Genomic DNA, 21143 nt, shown 5'->3' with positions numbered 1-21143 from the left:
CCCAAACAGATGTCAGGGAGCGCTGAAAAAGCCGATCGAGGCGATCCGCGCGTCCGCGGGCAGGTAGCGCTCGAGGTTCTTGATCAAGTGCCCCGAGGCGCGTCGCCGATTGAGCTGAATCAGGACGGTCTCGAGATCGACCATGCGCCGCTGCGAGGTTACAGCAACGATCTGCTCGGCACCGAACGGCTCACCCACCCGGAGTGGCAGCCGCAAGTTCGACGATTTGGCCACCGCCGCATCTGTACCTACCGGGTACAACATCTGGACGGTACCGTCGCCGGATACATTGAACAGCAGCAATGCCCTTGAAGCCACATCGGACAGTTCGACTTCGACGGTCTGACCAGCGCGCTGCTGTCGATCATCCGGCCAAATACGCATGATCTGCGGTGATCGGGTCGCCATTCGCTTGAGCTCGCGCATTGCTGCGGTGCGATCCACGACCGTCGGCAGATTGGCTAGGTCCATCCCATAGGCAACGACATCGCCCCAGGCGATCACGTCATGGGAGACGGGGTCCCAGATCAGGTCGGGATTGTCCGTCGGCTGAACGGCCTGCACGGTGGCGTCCTTCGGCGTCACGCCGGCGAAATAGTTCATCTTGCCGTCGAGCGCCGCCAGACGGATCGGTGCCGTGAGACGGAGGGGCGCCGGTGCAGCGACGGGCGCGGGAGCGGCGACGGGCGCAACCGCATTGGGTGCAGCGGCCAGCGTCGGCAGCGCCGGAGCCTTGGTCGTCGCCGCCGGCGGGGCAGCCGTCTGTCCATCAGCAGCCTGACTGGAGGCCGTCCTCGCGGCCGGCCCCTGAATCAGGACCACGCCGCGCGTCAGCTCGAAGGCGACGGCGGTCTCCGGCGCCTGCGCCGGTGACGATATCGTCACGATGTTCTGGCGCTGGTCCGAGAGCTGATAGACCACCTGCCGGACATTGGCGAAAAGCTCCTTGAGCGTCACCTTGCCATCGCGATTGATGTCCGCGCCGCCCTCCACTGCCCGCGCCACCGCGTAGCTGAGAGCCCCGCGCAGCCCATCGATCCCGGGAATCCGTACTTCGGGCGCCTTGGTGTAGCGATCAACAGCGGCGAGGAACGCCGTATGGTCGAGATCGAGCTCGGACTTCGGACCGTTGCTGTCCGATACCGGTTTCAATTCATCGACAAGCAACGTGTAGCGCGGCACCTGCCGGAAGCTCATCTCCGCAGCCCGCGGGTCGATATCGCGCACCATTCCGCCGCCATGGCAGGTATCCGCAACGAAGATCACCTTCGCGCCGCGCAGCTCGAGCTGCCGGATGAAATGGTTGAACTCGCTCCCCAGAATGCGCTCGACGGACCCCTTCGGCGTGGTTTCGAAGCCGGGCAGCAGGAACACATTCTCCATCCCATCGGGCTCCGAGCCCTTGACGCGCTCAGGCTCCTGGGTGCCGTGGCCGGCGATCGACAGGAAGACCAGGTCGTTGTTCTTTGTGCGCGTCACCAAGGCACTGATTTCACGCAAGACGCTCGCCCTGTCCGCTTGGGCATTGGTCAACGCGACGACATCGCTAACCCCCATCGTCTTCAGGCTGGACACGAGATCTCCAGCGTCAGCGACTGCGCCCTTCAGTTTGCGGACGTGCTGGTAATCGTCGATTCCGATCACGAGCGCGCGCACGGCCGCCCCATCCGGATTGCTGATCGCCAGTGCTTCCGCTGCCTGGGCGCGCTGCAGCGGCAGACCGATCACCGCAGCAAGCGCGATGGCGGCTGCGCAGCAGAGCCTGTACTCAAATCCTCTGGACCTTCGCATCGTGATCCACCTCGATGTCATGCAGGCCGGTTCCCGAACCGCGCCGGTCGGACGTGGCGGCGACACCTCGTCCGAACGTCTCGGGTCCAGCCTGCGAACAGCATTCGCTATCCATCTGTAGCGCCAGTGACACACATGGTTCAGCGCCTCTTGGTCGCGGTTTTTGCAGCCGCGGATTTGCGGCCCGTCGGCGCATCGGAGTCCTGGTAGGCGTCAGCCGAAACCGTTGTCTGGTCATCGGCGAAGGCACGGAAGCGAACCGGCGTGTAGCCACGCGCAAGCAGGCTCGCCAACGGATAGATGTTGCGGCAAACGCGTCCGTTGCAGCCGCCGGTCGAGGATTCCATCACCTCCGCCTTGCGATCCGGCGTGAACCGCAGGAACAACATCACATGGGAGCCGGGCTTGTTGAGTGCATCGCCGGGCTTCAACTCCCAGGGGTTCGCCACGGGCGCAGCGATCGCGGGAATGGCGGCGGTCGTGTAGTGGACGGAGAGTCCCCACGTGGCGCTGACGAACGCCGAGCAGTCGACGCCCGCCACATCCGGCCGCGGCGCGTTGCGGGTGCAGACATTCCCGGCCAACGTGCCGCTTTCGATGCGCTGGCGGAAGTTTGCGAGCGAGCCGTGACAGCCCCAGCAATAGGGTACGCCGCGCACCTCCTGGTTTACCTTGCCCTGAAGGTACCATGGCCGGCGAATGCGGTTGAATCCGCTGCACTGGCTGTCCGGATCGTTGCCATAGTTCGCCTGCGTCAGCTTCCATTGCACGCCCTCGAACGCAAACGCGGTCTCGATCGCCTGCTGGCGATTTGACGGCCGCACCGCCGCTGTCGCATTGAACCTGCGATTGTTGGAGGGCTGCGCGGTTGCCGTTCGCGACGGCCGGGCGTCGATCACCGACGCGTTGCGCAGGGGTCGGAAGCCGACGCCAACCACATCGACACCGGTTGGCTTGGTTCGCAGGAAATAGACGTCGCCGTCACCCGAGATCGTGACGAACCGCCTCGTCAGCGGGGTGTTCTCGAGAGGCAACTCATAGATTCCCTCGATCCGGCCGTTGGCGGCATAGCGCACGACGAAAGTGGATGCGTTCTTTCCCGATGGCGGAATGTCTTCGGCCAACACATAGAAGCGATCGCTATTGTCGATCTCGAGGAACTCGACCGTACCGAGCTGGTCACGCACGCGCAGGCCGAGCGCGCCAATGGTCTCATTGGTAACCATGGTCTGGATCTCGATCCGCACGCTGGAATTGCCCCTGTCCGGGATGATATCGGCGATGACCGAGCCCTTGCTGCGGGACGCGACGTATTGCCGGTCGGGCTGCCGGCCCGTTTTGACGACGGCCGCGCGGGTGTTCTGGTCGAGCAGCTCGGTCGCGCTGCCGGGTGGCTGCGATCCCATCTGGGCAAAGGCGGAGATGGCGACCTGGTCGTCCGTGGCGCGGCTCGAGACTTCCTCGAGTTGGATTTCGTCGCCACCGAGCCCGCGCGTGGACTGGTCTGGCGCCGCCTTCAACGTGCGGACGCCGCCGTCCCAAACCATGATGTCGCCGTTGTGAACGACGAGATCGGTCGGCTGGACATCCCTCGGCATCTTGAGGACGTCAGGATCGGAATTCGGTTGCTTGGGATCGAACTGGAGAATGCGTCCGTTGACCTGATCGAGCACGAACAGGTTGCCCTGCCCGTCGGCACTGAGCGCCTGGGGGCCTGCCAGTTCCACGTCCTCGCCGGCCGGGACGATGCCCACCATGGAGGCAGCCGAGCCGCCCGAAAAGCTCCGCACGACGGTGTCCTCGGCGTGCGTCCCGGTGGCGAAAATGCTCGCACCGGCGATGAAGACCCAGATCCAACTCGTTGGACGAAACATGTTCGCCTCGATGTGCCCGAACCGATTGTCGCGCCAGATCGACTAATCCGAGATGCCGTTGATGCGGCGCGTCAATTAGTGGTGAGCAATCTCAATCGCGTTCAATTCTATCACCGGACGGTGATAGTCCGAATGTCTTCAGCTTGCGGTGCAAAAACCATGGCCAAGAATAGATTTGAGCAGGTCAACGAGATCCAGCCCGACGCCATCACGCTGGTCCTGAAACGCGACATTGACGGCGCCACCGGATCGGTTGTGATGCCGGCTGCCAGTAGCGGCGGGCGGCTGTCCAATGACCAGGTCAGCGCTCCATTGCCGGCCCAGGACGCCTTTCGCGGCGCGATCCGGCTGGCCAATGACGTGAAGCTCGCGATCGTGGTGTGCGATCCGGACGGCGTCTGGAAGCCCGAATGGGGCGATCTTTACCAGCCCCTCGACTGATTCATTGCCGGGCGGACGCACATGTTGCGACGCCGTATGGAGACGAGCATGCTGAGCGGACCGCTACCCCGCGTGTCGTTGCGAGTCCGAGCCTTGATGGTCGCGCTGTTGGTTGCGACCAACTGGCCGGCACGGGCCAACGACTCGGCCGCCGAATTGTCGATCGGGGGGCTCCAGTTCGTGCGCACCCGCGATGTGGCCATGGAGAGCGAGGACCTTCGTATCGCACTCGACAGGATCATCGTTCGCTATCAGTTCGCCAACGTGACCAACAAGCCAGTGACGCTGACTGTGGCCTTTCCGCTGCCCGACATCGACCTGTCGGAGGCCGATAACATCGCGCTGCCGTCGAACGACCCGGTAAACTTCGTCGACTTCGAGACCAGGATCGACGGCAGCCCAGCGCCGCTGACGATTGATCAACGCGCCACGATTGGCGACAAGGATGTCAGCGCACTGCTCCGCCAGCTCAAGCTGCCGCTGTTGCCCATCGGCAGCCGCGAGATCCGCGTGACCGACCTCCCGGCAGCAACCCGAACCCGACTTGTGGACGAGGGGCTATTGATGCCTGCCGGAATGAGCGACAACGGCCGTCAGCAATATGCTCCAGGCTGGGTCACCAGGACGTCTGCCGTGCGCCAGCAGGTGTTTCCGCCCTCGCGCACCGTTGTCGTCGAACACCAATATCGGCCGAGCGTCGGCTCCAGTGCTGACACCATACTGCGCCCGGGCCTGCGCCGCAGCAACGCACTCGGCCCGGAAGTCGCGCGTTACCGGAAGGATTATTGCGTCACGGACGGGTTCCTTGCCGAGCTCGACAAGCGCGCCGGCGACGGCACGGCCAACACTGCCAAGCTGCAGGAGCGGCGCATTTCATACGTGCTCAAGACCGGCGCGAATTGGGCCGGGCCGATCCGGGCGTTCAAGCTGACCATCGACCCGGGTGGCAGCGACCGCATGGTCAGCTTCTGCCAGGGTCGGCTCAAGGCGCCCCCGACCGGAAACACGCTTGAATATACGGCAAGCGATTTCAAGCCGGATGCCGACCTGAAGATCCTGGTGATCGGAAAATTCTGAGCGCCGATCAATTCGTGAGCATCACGTAGCGCGCGGCCGCGGTGATCGTCACGTGGTTGCGCTGGGCGTCACTCAGCGCCTGCAGGAAGAACGTGTCGGCAGCGATCGGCCGCGGCTGGCGCAACGAGTCCAGAACCTGCGGAGTCGCTACGGCCAAGATCAGTTGCGGACCGCTCGCGCGCGGGACCGGGAGCGAAAACGACAGCGAGTCAATACCCGGCTTCAGAAGGTAAGACAGGCTCTGCACCTCACCGCGATCCGATACCATGAGCAATTCCACCACACGATTGGCGAAGTTCTCGATGGTGCCGTTGAGGGTTTCGCCGGCCTTCAGTTCCGTCGCTGACAGGGTGACGCGCGGCACTCGCACCTGATCGCTTCCCACCTGGCTCAAGAACTTGACGGCCGGGCACTGGGCCTGGGTCACCTGCCTGACACCGACCGAAGCCTCAAATCCCTGGTCCCGCCGAAACGCCTTGTCGAACGTATCGAACGGGGCCGTCGAGGCGCCGAAGCCCTCGATCACGGCGGCGGTTTGACTGACCGCAACCGGCAAGATGAAGAAGCAATCGCCGCCGGAATATTGAGCTACATATTTGCGGATGCGCTCGGCTCGCCCCTGCCCCTCGGCTGGCGGAGTGGGCGTTACCGCCGGCGGTGGTGACAGTTTCACCGGCTCCCGGCGTCCGGGCTGTGGTGCAGAGGGCTCGACTTTCGGCGGCGACATTGTCCCCGCGAGTTTCGGAGGCGGCGGCAAGCCCGCCACGCCAGGCGCCGACCAGACCAGCTTGTAGAAGGCATATCCACCCCCGCCCAACATGAGCAGCACCGCGGCTGCGCTCGCATAGGGCCAGAGACTGCGCGGCCTCCTCTGCGCGGTTGAGGGCGCCCTGTCCTGCCAGGCCGGCGCCGCGCTTTCCGGCGGCGCCAGCGGATCGAAGCCGGACAGCGGCGCGGTGGATGTCTGAGGCGGACCTGTCGGCGTCCATTTGGCGACCTCCGCCATGGTCGCACGCAACGTCGGATCGGGCTGCAGCATCCGCTCCAGCAAAGGCCTGATGCGCATGTCTACCGCACCGAGATCGGGCACACGCCGGCGCTTCTCCACCAGTTGAAACTGGCTTCCGCCCATGTCGAGCTTCTGTCCGGTCAAAGCATGGAACAGCACGAGGCCGAAGCTGTAGACGTCGGACTTCGCCGTGATCTCGTTGCCGTACAGGCCGACCTGTTCCGGAGACGCGTAGTTGTCCTTGCCGGCGAAGCCCGAACCGATGATGGTCTTGTCACCCATCTGGGTCGATCGGGCGATGCCGAAATCGATGATCTTGGCGCGTCTCACATCGTCGAGCGGCACGATGATGTTGTCCGGGGAAACGTCGCGATGGATGATGCCGTGCTCGTGGGCGGCCTCCAGTCCCGATGCAACGCGCTGCATCAGCTTGACCAGCGCCTCGAAAGTCAACGGCCCTTCGTCGAGCATGTTCGAGAGCGAACGGCCGTTCACGAACTCCATCGCGAGATACGGTCGCTGCAGCACGGGCTCCACGGTGAACAGGAAGTAGCGAACGATCGCGTCGTGCGGGAGATTGTGAAGCGCCGCTGCCTCTCGCCGGAACAGCGCGAGCGCGGCCTCGTTGTCGACCATGTCGGGCAGCAGCATTTTCACCGCAACCGGCGATCCGGTCTGGATCTCACGGCACTTGTAGACCTCACCCATGCCGCCCGCGCCGATCACCGCTTCGATCTCGTAGATGCCGTTGAGGCGGGTGCCGGGCGGCACACCGCGGTAGCCCGACGGAAATGGATCGTTGACGGTCATGGTTGCGGCTCCGGATCCAGCGGCGATCTTGTCGGTTCTGAGGATCGCGGCACCAGCAGCCGCACAACCACGATCGTCACGTTGTCGAGCCCTCCCCGATCAAGAGCCAAAGCGAGCATGTCATCGCAAGCCGCCTGAGCGTGCCGCGTGATCGCGTGCTGCAGGATCTCGTCGTCCTGCACATGCTTGGTCAAGCCGTCGCTGCAGATCACGAAGACGTCTTCCGGCTCGGCCGGACCTGTCACGACCTCGAACTCCGGATCGTCGGCGACGCCAACGGCCCGCGTAATGGCATTGCTCGGCCAGTCCTTGACGTCTTCGCGCGACACCGCGCCGCCGGCAATCAGTTCCTCCAGCTCGCTGTGATCATGCGATACCTGATTGATGCTGCCCCGGTTGACCAGGTAGACCCGGCTGTCGCCCGCCCATATGCAGGCATAGTAGCCGTCGCGCACGAGCAGAACCGCCGCCGTGGTGCCGACGGTGGCACCCTGCCGTTCCTTGCTGAGCGACAGGATCTGCCGGTTCGCGTGGAACAGCCGCTCCTCGCACTGCGCCAGCAAGTCGGCGGCCGAGTCCGGCAAGCCGATCGCATCAAGCGACTGCACGACGATGCGGCTGGCGAGATCGCCGGCCTCGTGACCGCCCATACCGTCGGCGACGGCCCACAGGCCGACATCGGTCCGGACCAGGCACGAATCTTCGTTGCGCGTCCGCACCCGTCCGGCATGAGTGACGCTGCCGACATCGAACAAGGAAGGGACATGCACCATCGCGTGTCACCCCGTCCCGGATGCTGAACGGCCGAGATCACCGGTCAGCAGTGTGGAATAGTGAAATGGATCCGGCAATCCGCGGCAAGCGAGCGCCATTGATGGAAAGCCTTCGCCACCCGCGGTCCACCAGAAACTTGCCGCAGCATAGATCTGCGGATTGGCCGCGGAAAGCGCGGCAAAGGACTTGGTGAATGCGTCAGCCGCGGAAACCGCTCCGACGGTCGTTGCGCCCAGTGCGATCATTTGCGATCCGTCGGCGATCGGCGCCTGTGGTCGCGGCACCGCGAGACGATCCAGGGCGCCCGATATCTGCTCAAAAGTCGAAGTTTGATCCAGGGTCGAAAGCAGAAACGCCTCCGCCTGCCCGTACCATTCATCCTGAGGATCGACGCTCGGCGGCGGCAGTAAGGCGCTTTCGTCCGACACCGCATGCAGCGTCAATGGATAATACCGCCCCACCCCGTCGAGCGAAGGCATCATTGCCCCCGCCACCGTCGTGCCGCAGATGGCGGCGCCAAGCCAAAATCGCCAGACCGGTGCCGTTAGGAACGCCTGCTGCCAGCCCGGGCCAAGCTGATGACGACTGGCCGACAGCGCAGACTGCACCCATGGCTCCCAGGCTTCCAGGAAGCTGCGCGGGGTGGCGATCGCGATGAAATCACGCTTCGCGCCGATCTTGCCGAATAGCCCACAACGCATGGTCATATTCCGGTCGGGCAACGAAACTCGCGGAGCACCGACAGGTTGAGGGGATTGCGCAACGACCCGGTCGAAATCTGATAGTTGAGCTCGCGCCCCGCGACGATGAAAGTCGCGCGGGCGGTTTCCGCTTTCACCACCAGGGATCCAGCCTCGAGCATCCGGAACAACGACCAGGGACCGATGCGCTCGAGCACGGATGGCGGCCCGAAATCGTTGCTGACCGAAATTGCCGTCCGCGGCGACGGACCCGGCCAGAGGACGGTGGTCGGTGCGTTGCTCTGAGGCTGCGGCGGTGGTGGCGGAGGTTGCGGCCCGCCGAACATGGACGAAGCCGTAGGCGGGCCCGGCGTGACCGGGCTGGTGATCGTCGTGCCGCCAATCTCGGTCTTGACCGTCACGCCCGGTCCGGATGCCCCGGGCGGCCGGATCGCGAACGACACCGCCGGCACGCCACCGCCGGTCTGGAAGAAGGCGTCGCGGACATAGGCCGCATTCTGGAACTGCCTCAGCGTGTCGGGCGAGAATGATCGGCCGACGGGACTTTCCTTCCGCCACGTCCAATCTGATCGCGACGTGTCGGCGTAAGATGCCAGGAACTGGGTGAAGAATTTGTCCATGATGCCGTTCGGACTGAAAAGCTTGGCAAAGTCGGCGAGTGGCACCTCCTGATTGCTGCCGCGGACGAACGGATACCGGTTGGTCACCGTCTGCTGGCAAACCGGCGTGACCTGATCGCGCAGCGCCTGCAGGATCTGTCCGGCAGTCGAGGCCGCAATGCTGCCCTCGAACTCTGCGGCGGCCGCGCGCAGCATGTCGGAGAACGGCGGCGGCATGCGTGAGGCATTGTTGCGCAGGGCCGCAACCTGGCTCTGAAGCGAAGCGGTCGCCTGCGCGGTCAGTTGCGGGTTCTCGATGATCAGCGTCAGATTCTGCGCGATGTCGTTCAGGTTGGCGATGGTCGAGTCGATCGGCCGGCGGGTGCTGTCGCCTTCCAGCACCGCATGATATGGTTTGAACTGCGCTTCGATCGTCGCCCCGAGTGGTCCATCCTGGGCGTTGGTGAACAGTGGCGGCGCGGCCACAGCAGGCGTGGCCTGGTTCGTCGCAGCGTTCGCCGGCTTCGGCCGCTCCTTGGTCAGTGTCGTCTCGTCGCGCACCGATTCCAGGATTTGCCGCATCGGCGAGGTCGGCGCGGAAACCGCCCTTAGCACCTCGTATTTCGGCTTGTCGGCAAGCAGCTTCTTCAGACGCAAGCTGCCCAGCGCGGTTCGCCAAATCGTGACAAACTCGTTGGAATAGATGCTCACGAGGTCGCCGGCGAGGTTGTCGTACTGCTGGTCGATGGCCGATTGCTGGCCGGCATCGCCCAGAACCCAGCGTTCCTTCTTCATGCGCTCCGACAAACCCGGCAGCCGGGCGACGAAGTTCTGCTGGAAGCCGTTATACGTGAAGAACTGGGGCACCCGCACAGCGTCCAGAGGCTGCCCCGTCGTGGTTTCGAACACGACGGCCATGTCAGGACCGCCGCGGCGGGCGGCGATCCAGTCGCCTGCAGTCGATGAGCGTGCCTCGGATTTCAGGAATTCGTAGGCGCGCTGCGACACGCTCAGGCGCGCGAGCGAATTCTGCGCCTGCTTGATCAGCCGGCCGTCCAGTTCGACAAGCGGGGGCTGCTCCGTCTCGAGGTCGAACATCGCCGTGAGGTTCTCATCGAGCAGGCGCCGTCCTTCTGCATTGGTTGCGCCGGGATAGAGGTTGTCCTGCCAGTCGCGCTGCATCCAGGAGCGGATCAGATCGCGGTCCGGCGACTGCAGGCCGCCGAGCATCAGATAAACCTTCAGCGCCTCGTAGACGAACGCAGATTCGTTGATGCGCGCATTGAGCTGCTCCTCCAAGCGATACAGCAGGCGTGGCCTGAACATGCGCTCGAGCGCCGCATGATAGGCAGCCTTGGAGGGCGACATCAGCCGGGCGTGCTGGCTGAGCCCGTAACGGGCCGACAGGGGCACCGACTCGTTGCGCGATCCGTAGCCCGCCGGGGCGTTGCGCAGCCGATAGAGCAGTGGCAACACCTTGTCGAGATCATGATCGTCGATTAGCGTCTGCTTGATGAGAGGCGCTCCGGCGGCTGCATATTCGTTGTCTGCCTGCACACTCTGCGCGATCAAGTCGGAATTGCGCTTGTAGCTGGTCAGCCATCCTGCGATCAGCCCGATCGAGACCAGACCGATCAAGGACAGCGCTGCGGTTTTCAGTATCAGTGCGCGGCGCACCGCCGCACGGTCGGTCGAGACCCAGTCGGCCTCGCCGATGATGACCTTGGAAATGAGATCGGCGAGGAAATAGCTCTTGCCCGTCCCTGAATAGGATCCGGAACCGACCTCCTCCGCGCCGAACGTGCGCGCCAGCGACCCGATCAGTTGGTCGATGGGCGTCCCTTGCTGCGTTCCCGAGGTGAAGTAGAATCCGCGCAGGTTCGCGTTCACGTGGTAGCGCGTTGGCTCGAAGATCTGGTTGAGGAAGTCGTGGATCTGAGGCTTGAGCCGCGCCATCTGTGCCGGGAAGCCGAAAAGTTGCACGCGGTGCTGCGGGGTCGGCTCGTCCTGCAGGCGGTCGAGTGTCTCCTCGCTCAGGCGCTCCAGCAGACGGTCGAACTCGACCGGTATCTGTCCCACCAGATTCTTGGTCTTGTCAGCGGTTTGGAATGTCGCGCCCCAGACCTGGCGACGGCCGGCCTCGCCGAGATAGGCGAAATATTCGGTGAAGCCGGCAACGAGATCGGCCTTGGTAAATAGCGCGTAGACGGGGAAGCTGACCTTGAGCTTCTGATGCAGCTCGAGCAGGCGCATTCTGATGGCGTCGGCGTGAAGCGCGAGTTCCTGCTTCGGCAGCGTCAGCACGTCCTCGATGCTGATGGCGACCAGGACGCCGTTGATCGGCTGGCGTGACCGGCTCTTCTTGAGGATGTCGAGGAAGGCCAGCCAGCTTTCCTTGTCGGCCTTGGCGTTGGAATCCTGGGTGGTATAGCGGCCGGCCGTATCGATCAGGACGGCCTCCTCGGTAAACCACCAATCGCAATAGCGGGTACCGCCGACCCCCGCGACCGCAGCCGGCGTCGCCCCGCGTGCGAGCGGAAATTTGAGCCCGGAATTGACCAGCGCGGTGGTCTTGCCGGCGCCGGGCGGGCCGATGATGACGTACCAGGGCAGATCGTAGAGATAGCTCGATTTGTTGCCGCTGGCGGTCTTCAGCGTGGCGAGCGCATCCTTCATGCGCTCCTTGAGAACTGGCTCGTCGCTGACGGGCTGATCTGCCGCACTGATCCCGTCGGCGATCTCCTTGGCATTCTTGCGCCGCTTGAAGAAGCTGAAGCCGGCGAAGCCCGCCGCGGCCGTGACCAGCAGCAGAATCGCGATCTGGCGGATGATGTGGTTCTCGAGCGGATGCCAGTCGCCGAATGCAATGAAGGGCCCTGCGAAATAGATCACAGCGCCGAGCGAGCTGAGCCCAACTCCGTAGAGAATGATGCGGATGATATCCTTGGCAAGCATTGATCGGTACCTGTCGCAAACCGCGTGAGCCGTGGAGCCTGCTTATTCGCTGCGTTCGATGAAGATCTCGACACGCCGGTTCTTGGCGCGTCCGTCAGGCGTCGAATTGGGTGCGATCGGCGCGTCCGCTCCCTTGCCTTCAACGTCGACGCGCGAACCATCGGTGAGGCCGGGCTTCAGCGCGGCGGCAACCGCCTTGGCGCGCTCGACCGACAGCTCGAAGTTCGAAGGGAAGCGCACGGTGCGGATCGGCGAGCTGTCGGTGTGACCGACGACCCGGATTCGTCCGGGCTCCTTGTCGAGGGTTACTGCGACGCGGGCCGCAACCGGCTTGAAGCCGTCGAGGATGGTGGCCTGGCCTGACGAGAACAACGCGAGGTCACAGACCCTGATCACGATGAAGCTCGCGGTCTGGTCCGCGGTCATGGCACAGGCGGTGTTCTCCTTGGCGAGCGCATTGCGGATGCGCTGCAGCTGGGTGATACGGTCCGGCGGTGGCGGCGGAGGTGGTGGTGGCGGCGGTGCAATGACCTTGCGCTTGAGCTCGATCGGATCGCTGGGATGCAGCGCCAGAGCGACTTCGGCAGCGTTCTCCGCCCGGCCGGCCAGCAGCGTTCGCAGGACGAAGTAGGACCCCGTCAATAGCGCGGCGGCCACGGCTGCCACCAGCCAGACCGGAACGCGGAGACGCTGCCGGCGACCGGCCAGTGCCTGCCCCCTCCAGTTGGGCGACAGGTCGCTCACCGTCTTGGGACGGACCCGGCGCAACAATTCGTAGAGGTTGCGCTGGATCACCTGCAGGTTCGCAAGCCCGCCTGCCGATGTACGGTGGATGCCCTGGAAGCCGAGCGCGAGGCAGGCATGCTGCAGTTCGAGCACTGGATAGTTGATCAGCGGATCAACCTTCAAATGGTCGAGGATCTCGAAGAAACGGACACCACCCACCCGCTCGCCGAAGAACCGGCTCAGCATGGAATATTGCGTCCAGACGTGGCGCTCATCGGTCGGGATGTGCTGCACGATATCGTCGGCGGTGGCGCACAGGATGTATTTCGCCGTGTTGGCCTGATGCTCGGAGATCCCCGCCGAACGGATATCCTTCTCGAAGAACTTGATCGCGTCGGCGACCTGCTCCATCAGACTTGCGAATGACGCGCGCATGAGCGCCACGCGCAACCGGCCAAGCAATTGCAGCAAAGGGCCGGCCGCACGCATCACCGGATTGGCGTTTGGCGCCACCAGATCGTCGATGCGCAACGGCGGTCCGGGTGGCAGCATCCCCTGCTGCACCGGTGCCTGCGCGGGTGTCGATATCCATTCCTCGGCCGGCTGGCTGGTCGGCGCAGCGGCGTAGCTCGGGCGCTGCGGAATGGGAGAAGAGGATGGCGGCGAGGACGGCGCGGGCGCGCCGGGAGACGGCACAGGTGACGGCGAATAGCTTGGACGTGCTGCGGGTCCCTCGCCCGCCGGAGGCTGAGCGGTGGGCGCCGGCGGCAACCTCCCGCCGGGATTGGGACGAATGATCGTCCGCTCGCCCCGACCGAAAGGATTGACCGGCTTGTCCCTATCGCTCATGGCCTGTCTTCCAGGATAGCCCAAAGGTACAGCTCGAGCTCCGGCCAGTCGCCGGAGAAATGCATCCCGATCGAGGCCGCCGTGCTGAACTCCGGCCATAGCGGCGACTTGCGATCGAGATAGAAATAGACGTGATCGGTGATGGCCCGGATGTGCGGCGGCGGGGTCGGCAGGTGCACCAGCGTCAACCCTGGCAAGTTGGCGTGCACGATCTCGTTCATCTTGGTGTTCGGGCCGACCTTGAACAGATGCGGGAAGTCGTTCTGGATCTCCACGAGCGGCCGCCGTGCGGCGACCTCCAGCACCAGGGTCGCATTCCGGAACAACGCCCGATCGCGGATCGGCGACACGAACGCATTCTGGGCGCGCTCGATGATCTCCAGGCGGATCGCCCGCCGGCCCAGCCGCGCGCTCAGGAAGTCCTGGATGTCGCTCACTAGGGGTGTGAAGATGTTCTCGAGATCGTCGTGATCGTACGCCGGATAGTTGCGAGCACGACGTTCTGGTGTGGCAAACGTCGCAAGCTCACCGGCAAACCTCAGCAGCTCCTCGTACAGCCGTTCCGGGTGAACGCTGCCCGAACGCTGGAAATGGGTCAGCACGGGAATGGTCCGGTTCAGCACCTGCAGCACCAGGTAGTCGACGCTCTGCAACCCGCCCCCGGACGACGGATCGACTGCGTAACGTGCCAGCTCGTCGAGCTTGGTCTCGACCCAGCCGATGATGCGATTGAGCCAGCCGTCGATGACGGGATGTGCGGCGCAGACCAGCATCGGCGGCACGAACTTGTCGTCGAACAGGATGTTCTTGTCGCGCACTTCCAGGATGCGCGCGATGCCGAGTCCCATGTATCCCGGCTTGCTGGCCTTGCGCAGTTCGAACGACAACCGCGGATAGGCGATGTCGATCTCTTCCTCGATGCGCAGCGCCGAGGTCGAATCGATGAAGGTTTCGGACGTACGAACATAGCGACTGGCGCTGTCGGTGCGATCCTCATCAACCTCGCGGGTGTTTGGCGCTGCGATCGGCATCATCAGCCAGAGGATCTGCCCGGCCGCAGAATCCGGCACCTCGATCGCTTCCGGAATCGGGCTGTCCGCGGGGATGTCGAACGGCGTTCCGTCCGGCATGACGCCGGACGCGTTGCGCACCGCGAACTTGCTCTGTTCGGTGAGGTCCTTGTCGATCTCGAGCTGGGCGAATCCCCAGGGGTATGGCGTTGTGTAGCGAACGCGCTTTTCCAACAAATGTTCGATATAGCGATCGTTCTGCTGCAGATGGTGCGGCCGCAGAAACAGTCCTTCTGACCAGAAAACCTTGCTGTACCAAGACATTCCTACATCCACTCAGCAGCGTTTGGCGACCGCGTGGTCGCCGATAGTCACTTTGATCCGCCCTTGTCGGCGCGGTCGTAATAGTCCGAAAAATGCAACATGAAAGTATCGATCGGCGCGCTGTTGTCGCGGCCGAGATGCGCCTTCCAGCGCGTCAGGAATTCGTCCCAGAGTTTGCCCTTGTTCGAGCCGAACCAGGAGTTCGCGCCGCGCTGAAGCTCGAGCTCGCGCGCCATGAGCGTCGGATCGATGCCGGCGACGAGCTCGTGGACGGCGTGCTGCATCGCCATGTACGTCTTCAACTGATGCGATTTGAGGTCGCTGAAGCCCTGCGCGAAGGCTCGTTGCGCGTCGAGATAGCTGCGCGTCCGCGGCCCGAACAATATGCGCATGGCCTCTTCCGAAGTCGGCGAGAATTTCAGCGGGTTGTTCTCCACGGCCTGGACGGTCGTCTGGCTGGTGCTGCGGGTCAGCTGCTTGGCCTGAGTTCGCGCCTGCAGCAGCGCCATCAGATTGTCCACGGTCATGCGCAAGATCGTGCCGAGCTGTTCGGCGAGCTCCGCGTCGGTCTTGTTGGCAAAGAAATTGTCCGGCAACCCGGCAGCACGTGCCACCAGCGGCGCGAACTCGGTGCCGCCGACCGGCCTGGCCGCGGCTGGCCCTTCGCCCGCCACTTGTGCCGGGCGGGACTGCTCAACGGGTGGCCGGGCCGGCGATGGCGGCGGCTGGACGGGCGCTGTTTCATCATCGGTCCACGCCGATGGCCGGCGCGGGGTCGGCATGGCGGGTGCTGCCTCGACCAGTGCTCTCGGCGTCGCGACCGGGCCGGCGGCCCAGCTCATGTCGTCCTGCGCATCGGGCTGGTGCGGAGGCGTCGGCGATGAACGTCGAAACGGATCCACTCCCGGCGCAGGGACGCTCGCGGCCCAATCCAGAAACTCCGGATTGATCGGCCGCGCCGCCTCGCGTGGGTTCTTCAGCTGCTGCGGATCGATCGGCGGCGGCACGTCGCGGTCGGCCGCCCAAAGCTCCTGGTACCCGGCAGGCTGCTGGACGGGAGATGCGCGCGGTTGCGCCTCGCGGTCCGGGACGCGCCCGCCCGCCTCGTCCTCCAGTGAAACTCCGATGATGTAGTGGCCAATGGTAAGTCGATCGCCGTCGCGCAACCGGTGCGGCCCCCGGATACGCTGGTCGGCGCCATTGAGAAAAGTGCCATTGGTCGAGACGTCATGCAGCCAATAGGCGCCGTCGCGAAAATGCACCTCGCAATGCTTTCCGGAAATCATCCGCGTCGGATCGGGCAACGTCCAGTCGAGGTGACGGTCCCGGCCAATATCGACCGACCGCCTGCCGGTGACCGAAAACGATACAGGGCCGCCGTCCGGAAGATTCGGTTCGTTCTCGATATTGAAGCGAAGCACCATCTCATCGTCTCGTCAGCGCGGAGGGCGCGGTTCGCCGCGTGCCAATTGAATACCATCCTCAAGGCATGCCGTCATTATCCGGTCCCGGGACTCGCGGGGCAGCCGGCAAAGGGCAATCAGCAGGGCCGCCCGCACCGCGCGCGCGGCTTGGTCGGGCTTGGCCTCGACCGGCGCAAATTCTGCCGGAACCACGCTTCCGCCGGACCATCCGGCCGCCAGCGCCAGCCATGTCGCCGGCTGCTCGGGATCGTTGGCATTGCCGACCGCCAGCGCCTTGTTCCGGGATTGCTCGTCCGGCTGCCGGACCCAGGTCTCCACGAAATTCAGCGATCTGCTGTCGTTGGCGTCGAACTGGTCGAACATCCGTCGCAACGAGCGGCATCCCCAGGCAACCGCCACGCGCCTGGGCAGCAGATACGCGCAGAAAGAGACGGCTCCGTGCCAATTGCGCGCATCGGTGGCGTCCTGAAGGAAGTCCAGCGAAGGCTTGTCGACCTCGGCCTTGCCGACATCGTGGCGCGCCATCGGATAGGCCTGAAACAGATCCTGCACCGTAGCGAACCGAACCTGGCTCATAGCGGTCAGCCGACAAGAGTTGGCAGGCCGTGGGCGCCCAGCGGTCCCCCGGCTGCGAGTGCCATGGCGCCCTGCGCCGTCATCGCGATCGTCGGCGCGTTGATGACGATACCCGCAGGGGTCAGGATGATCTGGCTGGGACCAACCTGCAGGGTGATGTTGACGTTCGCCATGAGAGTGATGGTCAGGCCTGCGGTGACGGACTGATCCATCGTCATGGTGATATGCTGGCCGCCCAGCGCGATGTCGAGCTTGTCATTGCCGTTGACGAGGGTGGTCTTGCGGGTGTCACCACCGAGCGCGGCTTCGCCGATGGTCCGCGTCTCGGTGTCGCGGACCGTCACGTCGTGGTCCTTCTCGGCGTGCACCGTGATCTTCTCGGAGCCTTTCTTGTCCTCGAAGTTCCACTCGTTGTAGCCGCCGCCCCCCTTGGTGGAGTCCGATTTCAATCCCGCGATCGTCTTCTTGGACGGCAGATCGTAGGGCAGCTTGTATTCGTCGTTATACACCGTACCGATCACCAGCGGCCGGTCCGGATCTCCTTCCAGGAATTCGACGACCACCTCCTGTCCGACGCGCGGAATGATCTGACCGCCCCATTTCTTGCCGGACCAGACCTGGGCGACGCGCAACCGGCATGACCGTTTTTTCTTCCGGTCCCAGAAGAACCGGACATAGATCTCGCCGAGATTTTCGACGTCGATCTCCTCGCTGGAATTGTCGTCCTTGGTCACCACCTTTGCGGTCTGGACGCCGTTGATCCTCGGCTTCGGCGTCAGCATCGGCGCGCGGAACGGCCGATCGCTCGGCAGAAACTCGTAGCTGCCGAAATAGACGTGTTGGCCGGCGTCGCTCGGGCCGCCGGTGCGATAGGATTCGATCGAGAACGAATGGGTGGCTCGCACCACGAGATATTCGATGTTCTGCGAGTCCTTGTGGTGCTTTTCGAGCTTGGTCAGTCCGCCGGGGAACAGGTTGACCGCGTCGCCGTTGCCGCGCCGCCGCCGGTCCATGGCCTGTTCGGACTGGAGCTGGATTTTCGCGTAACGCTCGCCGTCGGATTTCTCCTTGAACTTGCCCGGATAGTCGTAGAATTCCATCTCCGACCGCGTGTAGTGCTCGTTACCCTTGGCGTCGCTGATCATCTGCGCGTTGGGCTTCTGGTAGTTGTAGTCGTTAAGCTCGACCTTGCCGGTTCGAAACTGGCGTTCCGCGACCCATTCGTAGATGTGTTGCTCGCCGCGCCGGTCGGCTCCCGTCAGTGGAATGTAGGGTATCGTGGCAAGACCGTTGATCGGGCTGTGCGACGATTTGGAGTCCGCCAACACCAGCGTGTGCTTGCCGCCCTCGTGCTTGAAATAGTAGTAGATGCCGTGCTGTTCCATCAGCCGGCAAACGAAGTTCAGATCGGTCTCCCGGTACTGAACGCAATATTCGAGCTTCGGACAGGAGCCCTCTTCGGTCAGCTTGGATTCATAATCGGTGAAGCCGCGATCGTTGAAGACCTCCTTGATGATGTCGGGCGCCTTCTTGTCCTGCCAGATCCGGCAATCGGTGGTTCGCGACAACAGCCATAGCCAAGGCCTCAGCACGATCCGATAGCTGAAGTAGTCGTTCTTCACCCCCAGCCATTGGGCTTCCGTGAGAATGCCGCTGAACTCGCGTTCCTTTTGGTGCAGCTTGATGGTCAGCGTACACTGCTTGCCGATCGCGCGGTCGAAGTCGAGATCGGCATCCTCGCTGAGACACTCGATGCGGTATTCGAAGAGTTCGCTAAGTCCTTCCGAAGCCTCGTATCCGACGAAAACCAGAACGTCTTTGCCGAGAGGCGTCTTGAGCTCGCAGAGGCGGGTATCCTGGGTAAGCTGGCCCATGTGGGCGTTAACTCCCTCTTCGTCCGCGTGATCGGCAGAAGTGCCGATCAGGCGTCATGCAAGAACCACGGAAATCCCTTCTGCCGCTGACAGGGCCGGCAACTCCGCCCCGAGGGTGGGTGGGCCTCCTGACGCGCCACGGCAGCCGTCCAAGGAACCACCTCGCCCCTCAAGTATAGTCGCCTCCAAGAGCTTGCCGGTTCACGCGAAACTGCCATGATCGTTTGGGGAATGAACCAGGGCTATCATGGATCTGACCTATCAAGGCAATCAGATCATGATCCTCCCCTGCCCGATCCGCTGGACGACACGGGCTTCGGCAGAGGGGCGGGATGGCTTAGGAGACGGACGATCCTCGCATGCTCGACGTCGCATCCCTCACCCAGGCCATAGCGGCCGATGATCCCTGCGGGCCGGATCTCGACGCCGCCGGCGACATCCAGTACCTCAATTTTTTCGCAGGTGCAGAATCCCTGCTGCCGATGTCGTATTTCGAGGTCGTCAACGCCAATGGAGAGCGCGGACGTTTCGATCCGAAGGCCGTCGATATCGCGGGCCAGTTCGAGGCCGTACGGCCCCTTCTGGCGCGCACCCGCGATCTGCGCCTGAACATGCTGCTGGCCAAGTTCTCCATCCTGAACCGGGATCTCGACGGCTTTCTGAATTGCCTGAAGGCGACCACCACGCTGCTGAGGGATCAGTGGGAAGCGGTGCATCCGAGGGCCCAAGACGACGACTATGCTCTTCGGGCCGTCACGATCGAAGCGATCGATGTGTTTCCAACCGTGATCAACCCTCTCCAATTCCTTCCGCTGATCGAGAACCGCAGGCATGGCAGCATCAATTACCGGGCCTATCAGGTCGCCAAAGGCGAAATCGCCGCCGGCGATGCCGACGCGGGCGGCCCCGATCTAGCGACCATCGAGCGCATCATCGGCGATACCGATCTCGACACCCTCAAGGCCGTGAGTGCCCGGTGTTCGGCGGTCGCGGCTGAAATCTCCGGCCTCAAGGCGATCTGGCACGAAAAGTTGAACACTGGTCAACCCATCAGCCTCGATCGAGTCTCCGGAGTCGCAAACGGTATGGCCGCGTGGCTTGCGGGTCTTGTCACGGAGCGTGATCCGGCCGCAGTGGCCGCGCTACCGGACGATGCGGCACCGGTTGACGCGCAAGTGCCACTGGAAGCGACCGGCGTGCTGGCTTCGTCAGCACAGGCCACCGCGGCACTTGCGGCCGTGGCGGACTATTTTTCCCGAATGGAACCGTCCAACCCGGCGCTGTTGCTGGTGCGCCAGGCGCAGGAAATGGTCGGCAAGTCATTCATCGAGGTGATGCGGATGCTGGTGCCCACCCACGTGGAGAGCGCCGCGATCAACATCGGGCGCGACAAGGTTTTCGACCTGCCGATCGAACGGATGGCGGAGCTCGCCACAACACCCTCATCCACGGTCGAGAACGCATCTCAAGATATTGTTTTTTGTGTAGAAAACAGAACTCAAGCTCTGGGCCTGCTGGCGAAGGTGGCGGCATTTTTCCGAGCCGCAGAGCCGTCCAGCCCGATCCCTTTTTTGGTCGATCGCGCGCGCGATCTCGCGCAGCGGGACTTCCTCAGCCTCTTGAACGACGTCCTGCCCGAGGGGACGCTCAAGACAATCGACAAATCGCATTGAACCCGCTTTTCGCTCGACGGCACTAACAGGACATAAGGAAGCTTGTCGACCGCGAGTTGAGCCGCCTTATCAGCCTGCGTCGCGCAAGTCGGTTTCCAAAGCGATTTTGTAGAGAGGGCAGCCAATGGCTACGGACAGCGGTCAAAAATTCATTCGGCGAAACCGCGCACCGCGCGTGCACATCACCTACGAAGATCCCTACGACGCCGAGCGGCTGGTCGAGCTGCCGTTTGTCATGGGCGTCCTCTCCGACCTTTCCGGCAACAACGCCGGCGTCGAGAAGTCCAAGGTCGAGGAGCGCAAGTTCCTCGAGTTCGACATGGACAATTTCGACAACCGCATGGCGGCAATTCAGCCCGGCGTGACGACACGCGTGGCCAATCGTCTGGGCGATGCGCCCGACGAGAAGATTTCCGTCGCCCTGCGCTTCAACAAGATGGCCGACTTTTCACCGGTGGCGGTCGCCCGGCAAGTTCCAGCCACGGCCAAGCTGCTGGAGGCCCGCGAACAGCTCGCCAACCTGCTGCGCTACATGGACGGCAAGGTGGCCGCCGAGGATCAGTTGAAGAAGCTTCTCAGCGATCCTCAGCTGATGGCGGCGCTGCAGGAGCGCGCAGCCAGCCAGCCGACCGAACCCGACGTTGAGAAATAAGGGA

Annotated in this window: 15 protein-coding genes; 4 read left to right on the top strand and 11 right to left on the bottom strand. The window is 63.6% G+C overall.

Annotation, left to right across the window (positions count from 1 at the left end; genetic code table 11):
* Positions 1-12: 12 nt before the first annotated feature.
* On the bottom strand, positions 13-1791 hold the full coding sequence (locus EDE08_RS09715; protein ID WP_165935813.1) for a caspase family protein: 1779 nt from the start codon (positions 1789-1791) through the stop codon (positions 13-15).
* A 140-nt stretch (positions 1792-1931) separates the two neighbouring features.
* A complete protein-coding gene (locus EDE08_RS09710; RefSeq protein ID WP_131868674.1) occupies positions 1932-3665 on the bottom strand; it encodes an NHL repeat-containing protein in 1734 nt (577 codons plus the stop codon).
* A 159-nt stretch (positions 3666-3824) separates the two neighbouring features.
* On the opposite strand from EDE08_RS09710, the gene EDE08_RS09705 reads away from it, so the two are divergent.
* Positions 3825-4106, top strand: coding sequence for a hypothetical protein (locus tag EDE08_RS09705; RefSeq protein ID WP_131868673.1), 282 nt, complete (start codon positions 3825-3827; stop codon positions 4104-4106).
* A gap of 48 nt (positions 4107-4154) precedes the next feature.
* Positions 4155-5183, top strand: coding sequence for a DUF4424 domain-containing protein (locus EDE08_RS09700; protein ID WP_245524750.1), 1029 nt, complete (start codon positions 4155-4157; stop codon positions 5181-5183).
* 7 nt (positions 5184-5190) lie between these two features.
* Here the strand turns inward: EDE08_RS09700 and EDE08_RS09695 are convergent, their stop codons facing one another.
* The 9 genes from EDE08_RS09695 to EDE08_RS09655 are packed head-to-tail and all read right to left on the bottom strand — an operon-like array spanning position 5191 to position 18814.
* On the bottom strand, positions 5191-7002 hold the full coding sequence (locus tag EDE08_RS09695; protein ID WP_131868672.1) for a serine/threonine-protein kinase: 1812 nt from the start codon (positions 7000-7002) through the stop codon (positions 5191-5193).
* Entirely contained in the window at positions 6999-7775 is a 777-nt protein-coding gene (locus EDE08_RS09690; RefSeq protein WP_131868671.1) for a PP2C family protein-serine/threonine phosphatase, read from the bottom strand. The genes EDE08_RS09695 and EDE08_RS09690 overlap by 4 nt, the downstream gene beginning before the upstream one ends.
* Before the next feature lie 6 nt (positions 7776-7781).
* Entirely contained in the window at positions 7782-8483 is a 702-nt protein-coding gene (gene tagF, locus EDE08_RS09685) for a type VI secretion system-associated protein TagF (protein WP_131868890.1), read from the bottom strand.
* Positions 8480-12031 carry a type VI secretion system membrane subunit TssM gene (tssM, locus tag EDE08_RS09680; RefSeq protein WP_131868670.1) on the bottom strand — a complete coding sequence of 1184 codons (3552 nt, stop codon included), beginning with the start codon at positions 12029-12031 and terminating at the stop codon, positions 8480-8482. Before tssM ends, tagF begins: the two co-directional genes overlap by 4 nt.
* Before the next feature lie 42 nt (positions 12032-12073).
* Positions 12074-13606 carry a type VI secretion system protein TssL, long form gene (tssL, locus tag EDE08_RS09675; protein WP_131868669.1) on the bottom strand — a complete coding sequence of 511 codons (1533 nt, stop codon included), beginning with the start codon at positions 13604-13606 and terminating at the stop codon, positions 12074-12076.
* The gene (gene tssK, locus EDE08_RS09670) at positions 13603-14940 is read right to left on the bottom strand and encodes a type VI secretion system baseplate subunit TssK (protein ID WP_165935814.1); all 1338 of its coding nucleotides are present in this window, start codon (positions 14938-14940) and stop codon (positions 13603-13605) included. Before tssK ends, tssL begins: the two co-directional genes overlap by 4 nt.
* Before the next feature lie 47 nt (positions 14941-14987).
* The gene (gene tagH, locus EDE08_RS09665; protein WP_131868667.1) at positions 14988-16364 is read right to left on the bottom strand and encodes a type VI secretion system-associated FHA domain protein TagH; all 1377 of its coding nucleotides are present in this window, start codon (positions 16362-16364) and stop codon (positions 14988-14990) included.
* Between the two features lie 12 nt (positions 16365-16376).
* Positions 16377-16940 carry a DUF6931 family protein gene (locus EDE08_RS09660; RefSeq protein WP_131868666.1) on the bottom strand — a complete coding sequence of 188 codons (564 nt, stop codon included), beginning with the start codon at positions 16938-16940 and terminating at the stop codon, positions 16377-16379.
* A gap of 5 nt (positions 16941-16945) precedes the next feature.
* Positions 16946-18814: a type VI secretion system Vgr family protein gene (locus tag EDE08_RS09655; protein WP_131868665.1), complete on the bottom strand. Its 1869-nt coding sequence runs from the start codon at positions 18812-18814 to the stop codon at positions 16946-16948.
* Between the two features lie 359 nt (positions 18815-19173).
* Here EDE08_RS09655 and EDE08_RS09650 point away from each other — a divergent pair, with 359 nt between their 5' ends.
* Together EDE08_RS09650 and tssB are read left to right on the top strand one after the other, a co-directional pair.
* On the top strand, positions 19174-20487 hold the full coding sequence (locus tag EDE08_RS09650; protein ID WP_131868664.1) for a type VI secretion system protein TssA: 1314 nt from the start codon (positions 19174-19176) through the stop codon (positions 20485-20487).
* A 124-nt stretch (positions 20488-20611) separates the two neighbouring features.
* Positions 20612-21139, top strand: a complete 528-nt coding sequence (gene tssB, locus EDE08_RS09645; protein ID WP_131868663.1) for a type VI secretion system contractile sheath small subunit — start codon at positions 20612-20614, stop codon at positions 21137-21139.
* Positions 21140-21143 lie beyond the last annotated feature (4 nt).

Source organism: Bradyrhizobium sp. R2.2-H, from assembly GCF_004346455.1.
Lineage (GTDB): Bacteria > Pseudomonadota > Alphaproteobacteria > Rhizobiales > Xanthobacteraceae > Bradyrhizobium > Bradyrhizobium diversitatis.
The sequence above is the reverse complement of the archived record's forward strand: the minus strand, read 5'-3'. Positions and strand labels throughout refer to the sequence as shown.

Bases quoted from the DNA above. Each gene is read 5' to 3' on its own strand.
- EDE08_RS09715 (WP_165935813.1), bottom strand. From the start codon at position 1,791: ATGCGAAGGTCCAGAGGATTTGAGTACAGGCTCTGCTGCGCAGCCGCC.
- EDE08_RS09710 (WP_131868674.1), bottom strand. From the start codon at position 3,665: ATGTTTCGTCCAACGAGTTGGATCTGGGTCTTCATCGCCGGTGCGAGC.
- EDE08_RS09705 (WP_131868673.1), top strand. From the start codon at position 3,825: ATGGCCAAGAATAGATTTGAGCAGGTCAACGAGATCCAGCCCGACGCC.
- EDE08_RS09700 (WP_245524750.1), top strand. From the start codon at position 4,155: ATGCTGAGCGGACCGCTACCCCGCGTGTCGTTGCGAGTCCGAGCCTTG.
- EDE08_RS09695 (WP_131868672.1), bottom strand. From the start codon at position 7,002: ATGACCGTCAACGATCCATTTCCGTCGGGCTACCGCGGTGTGCCGCCC.
- EDE08_RS09690 (WP_131868671.1), bottom strand. From the start codon at position 7,775: ATGGTGCATGTCCCTTCCTTGTTCGATGTCGGCAGCGTCACTCATGCC.
- tagF (WP_131868890.1), bottom strand. From the start codon at position 8,483: ATGACCATGCGTTGTGGGCTATTCGGCAAGATCGGCGCGAAGCGTGAT.
- tssM (WP_131868670.1), bottom strand. From the start codon at position 12,031: ATGCTTGCCAAGGATATCATCCGCATCATTCTCTACGGAGTTGGGCTC.
- tssL (WP_131868669.1), bottom strand. From the start codon at position 13,606: ATGAGCGATAGGGACAAGCCGGTCAATCCTTTCGGTCGGGGCGAGCGG.
- tssK (WP_165935814.1), bottom strand. From the start codon at position 14,940: ATGTCTTGGTACAGCAAGGTTTTCTGGTCAGAAGGACTGTTTCTGCGG.
- tagH (WP_131868667.1), bottom strand. From the start codon at position 16,364: ATGGTGCTTCGCTTCAATATCGAGAACGAACCGAATCTTCCGGACGGC.
- EDE08_RS09660 (WP_131868666.1), bottom strand. From the start codon at position 16,940: ATGAGCCAGGTTCGGTTCGCTACGGTGCAGGATCTGTTTCAGGCCTAT.
- EDE08_RS09655 (WP_131868665.1), bottom strand. From the start codon at position 18,814: ATGGGCCAGCTTACCCAGGATACCCGCCTCTGCGAGCTCAAGACGCCT.
- EDE08_RS09650 (WP_131868664.1), top strand. From the start codon at position 19,174: ATGCTCGACGTCGCATCCCTCACCCAGGCCATAGCGGCCGATGATCCC.
- tssB (WP_131868663.1), top strand. From the start codon at position 20,612: ATGGCTACGGACAGCGGTCAAAAATTCATTCGGCGAAACCGCGCACCG.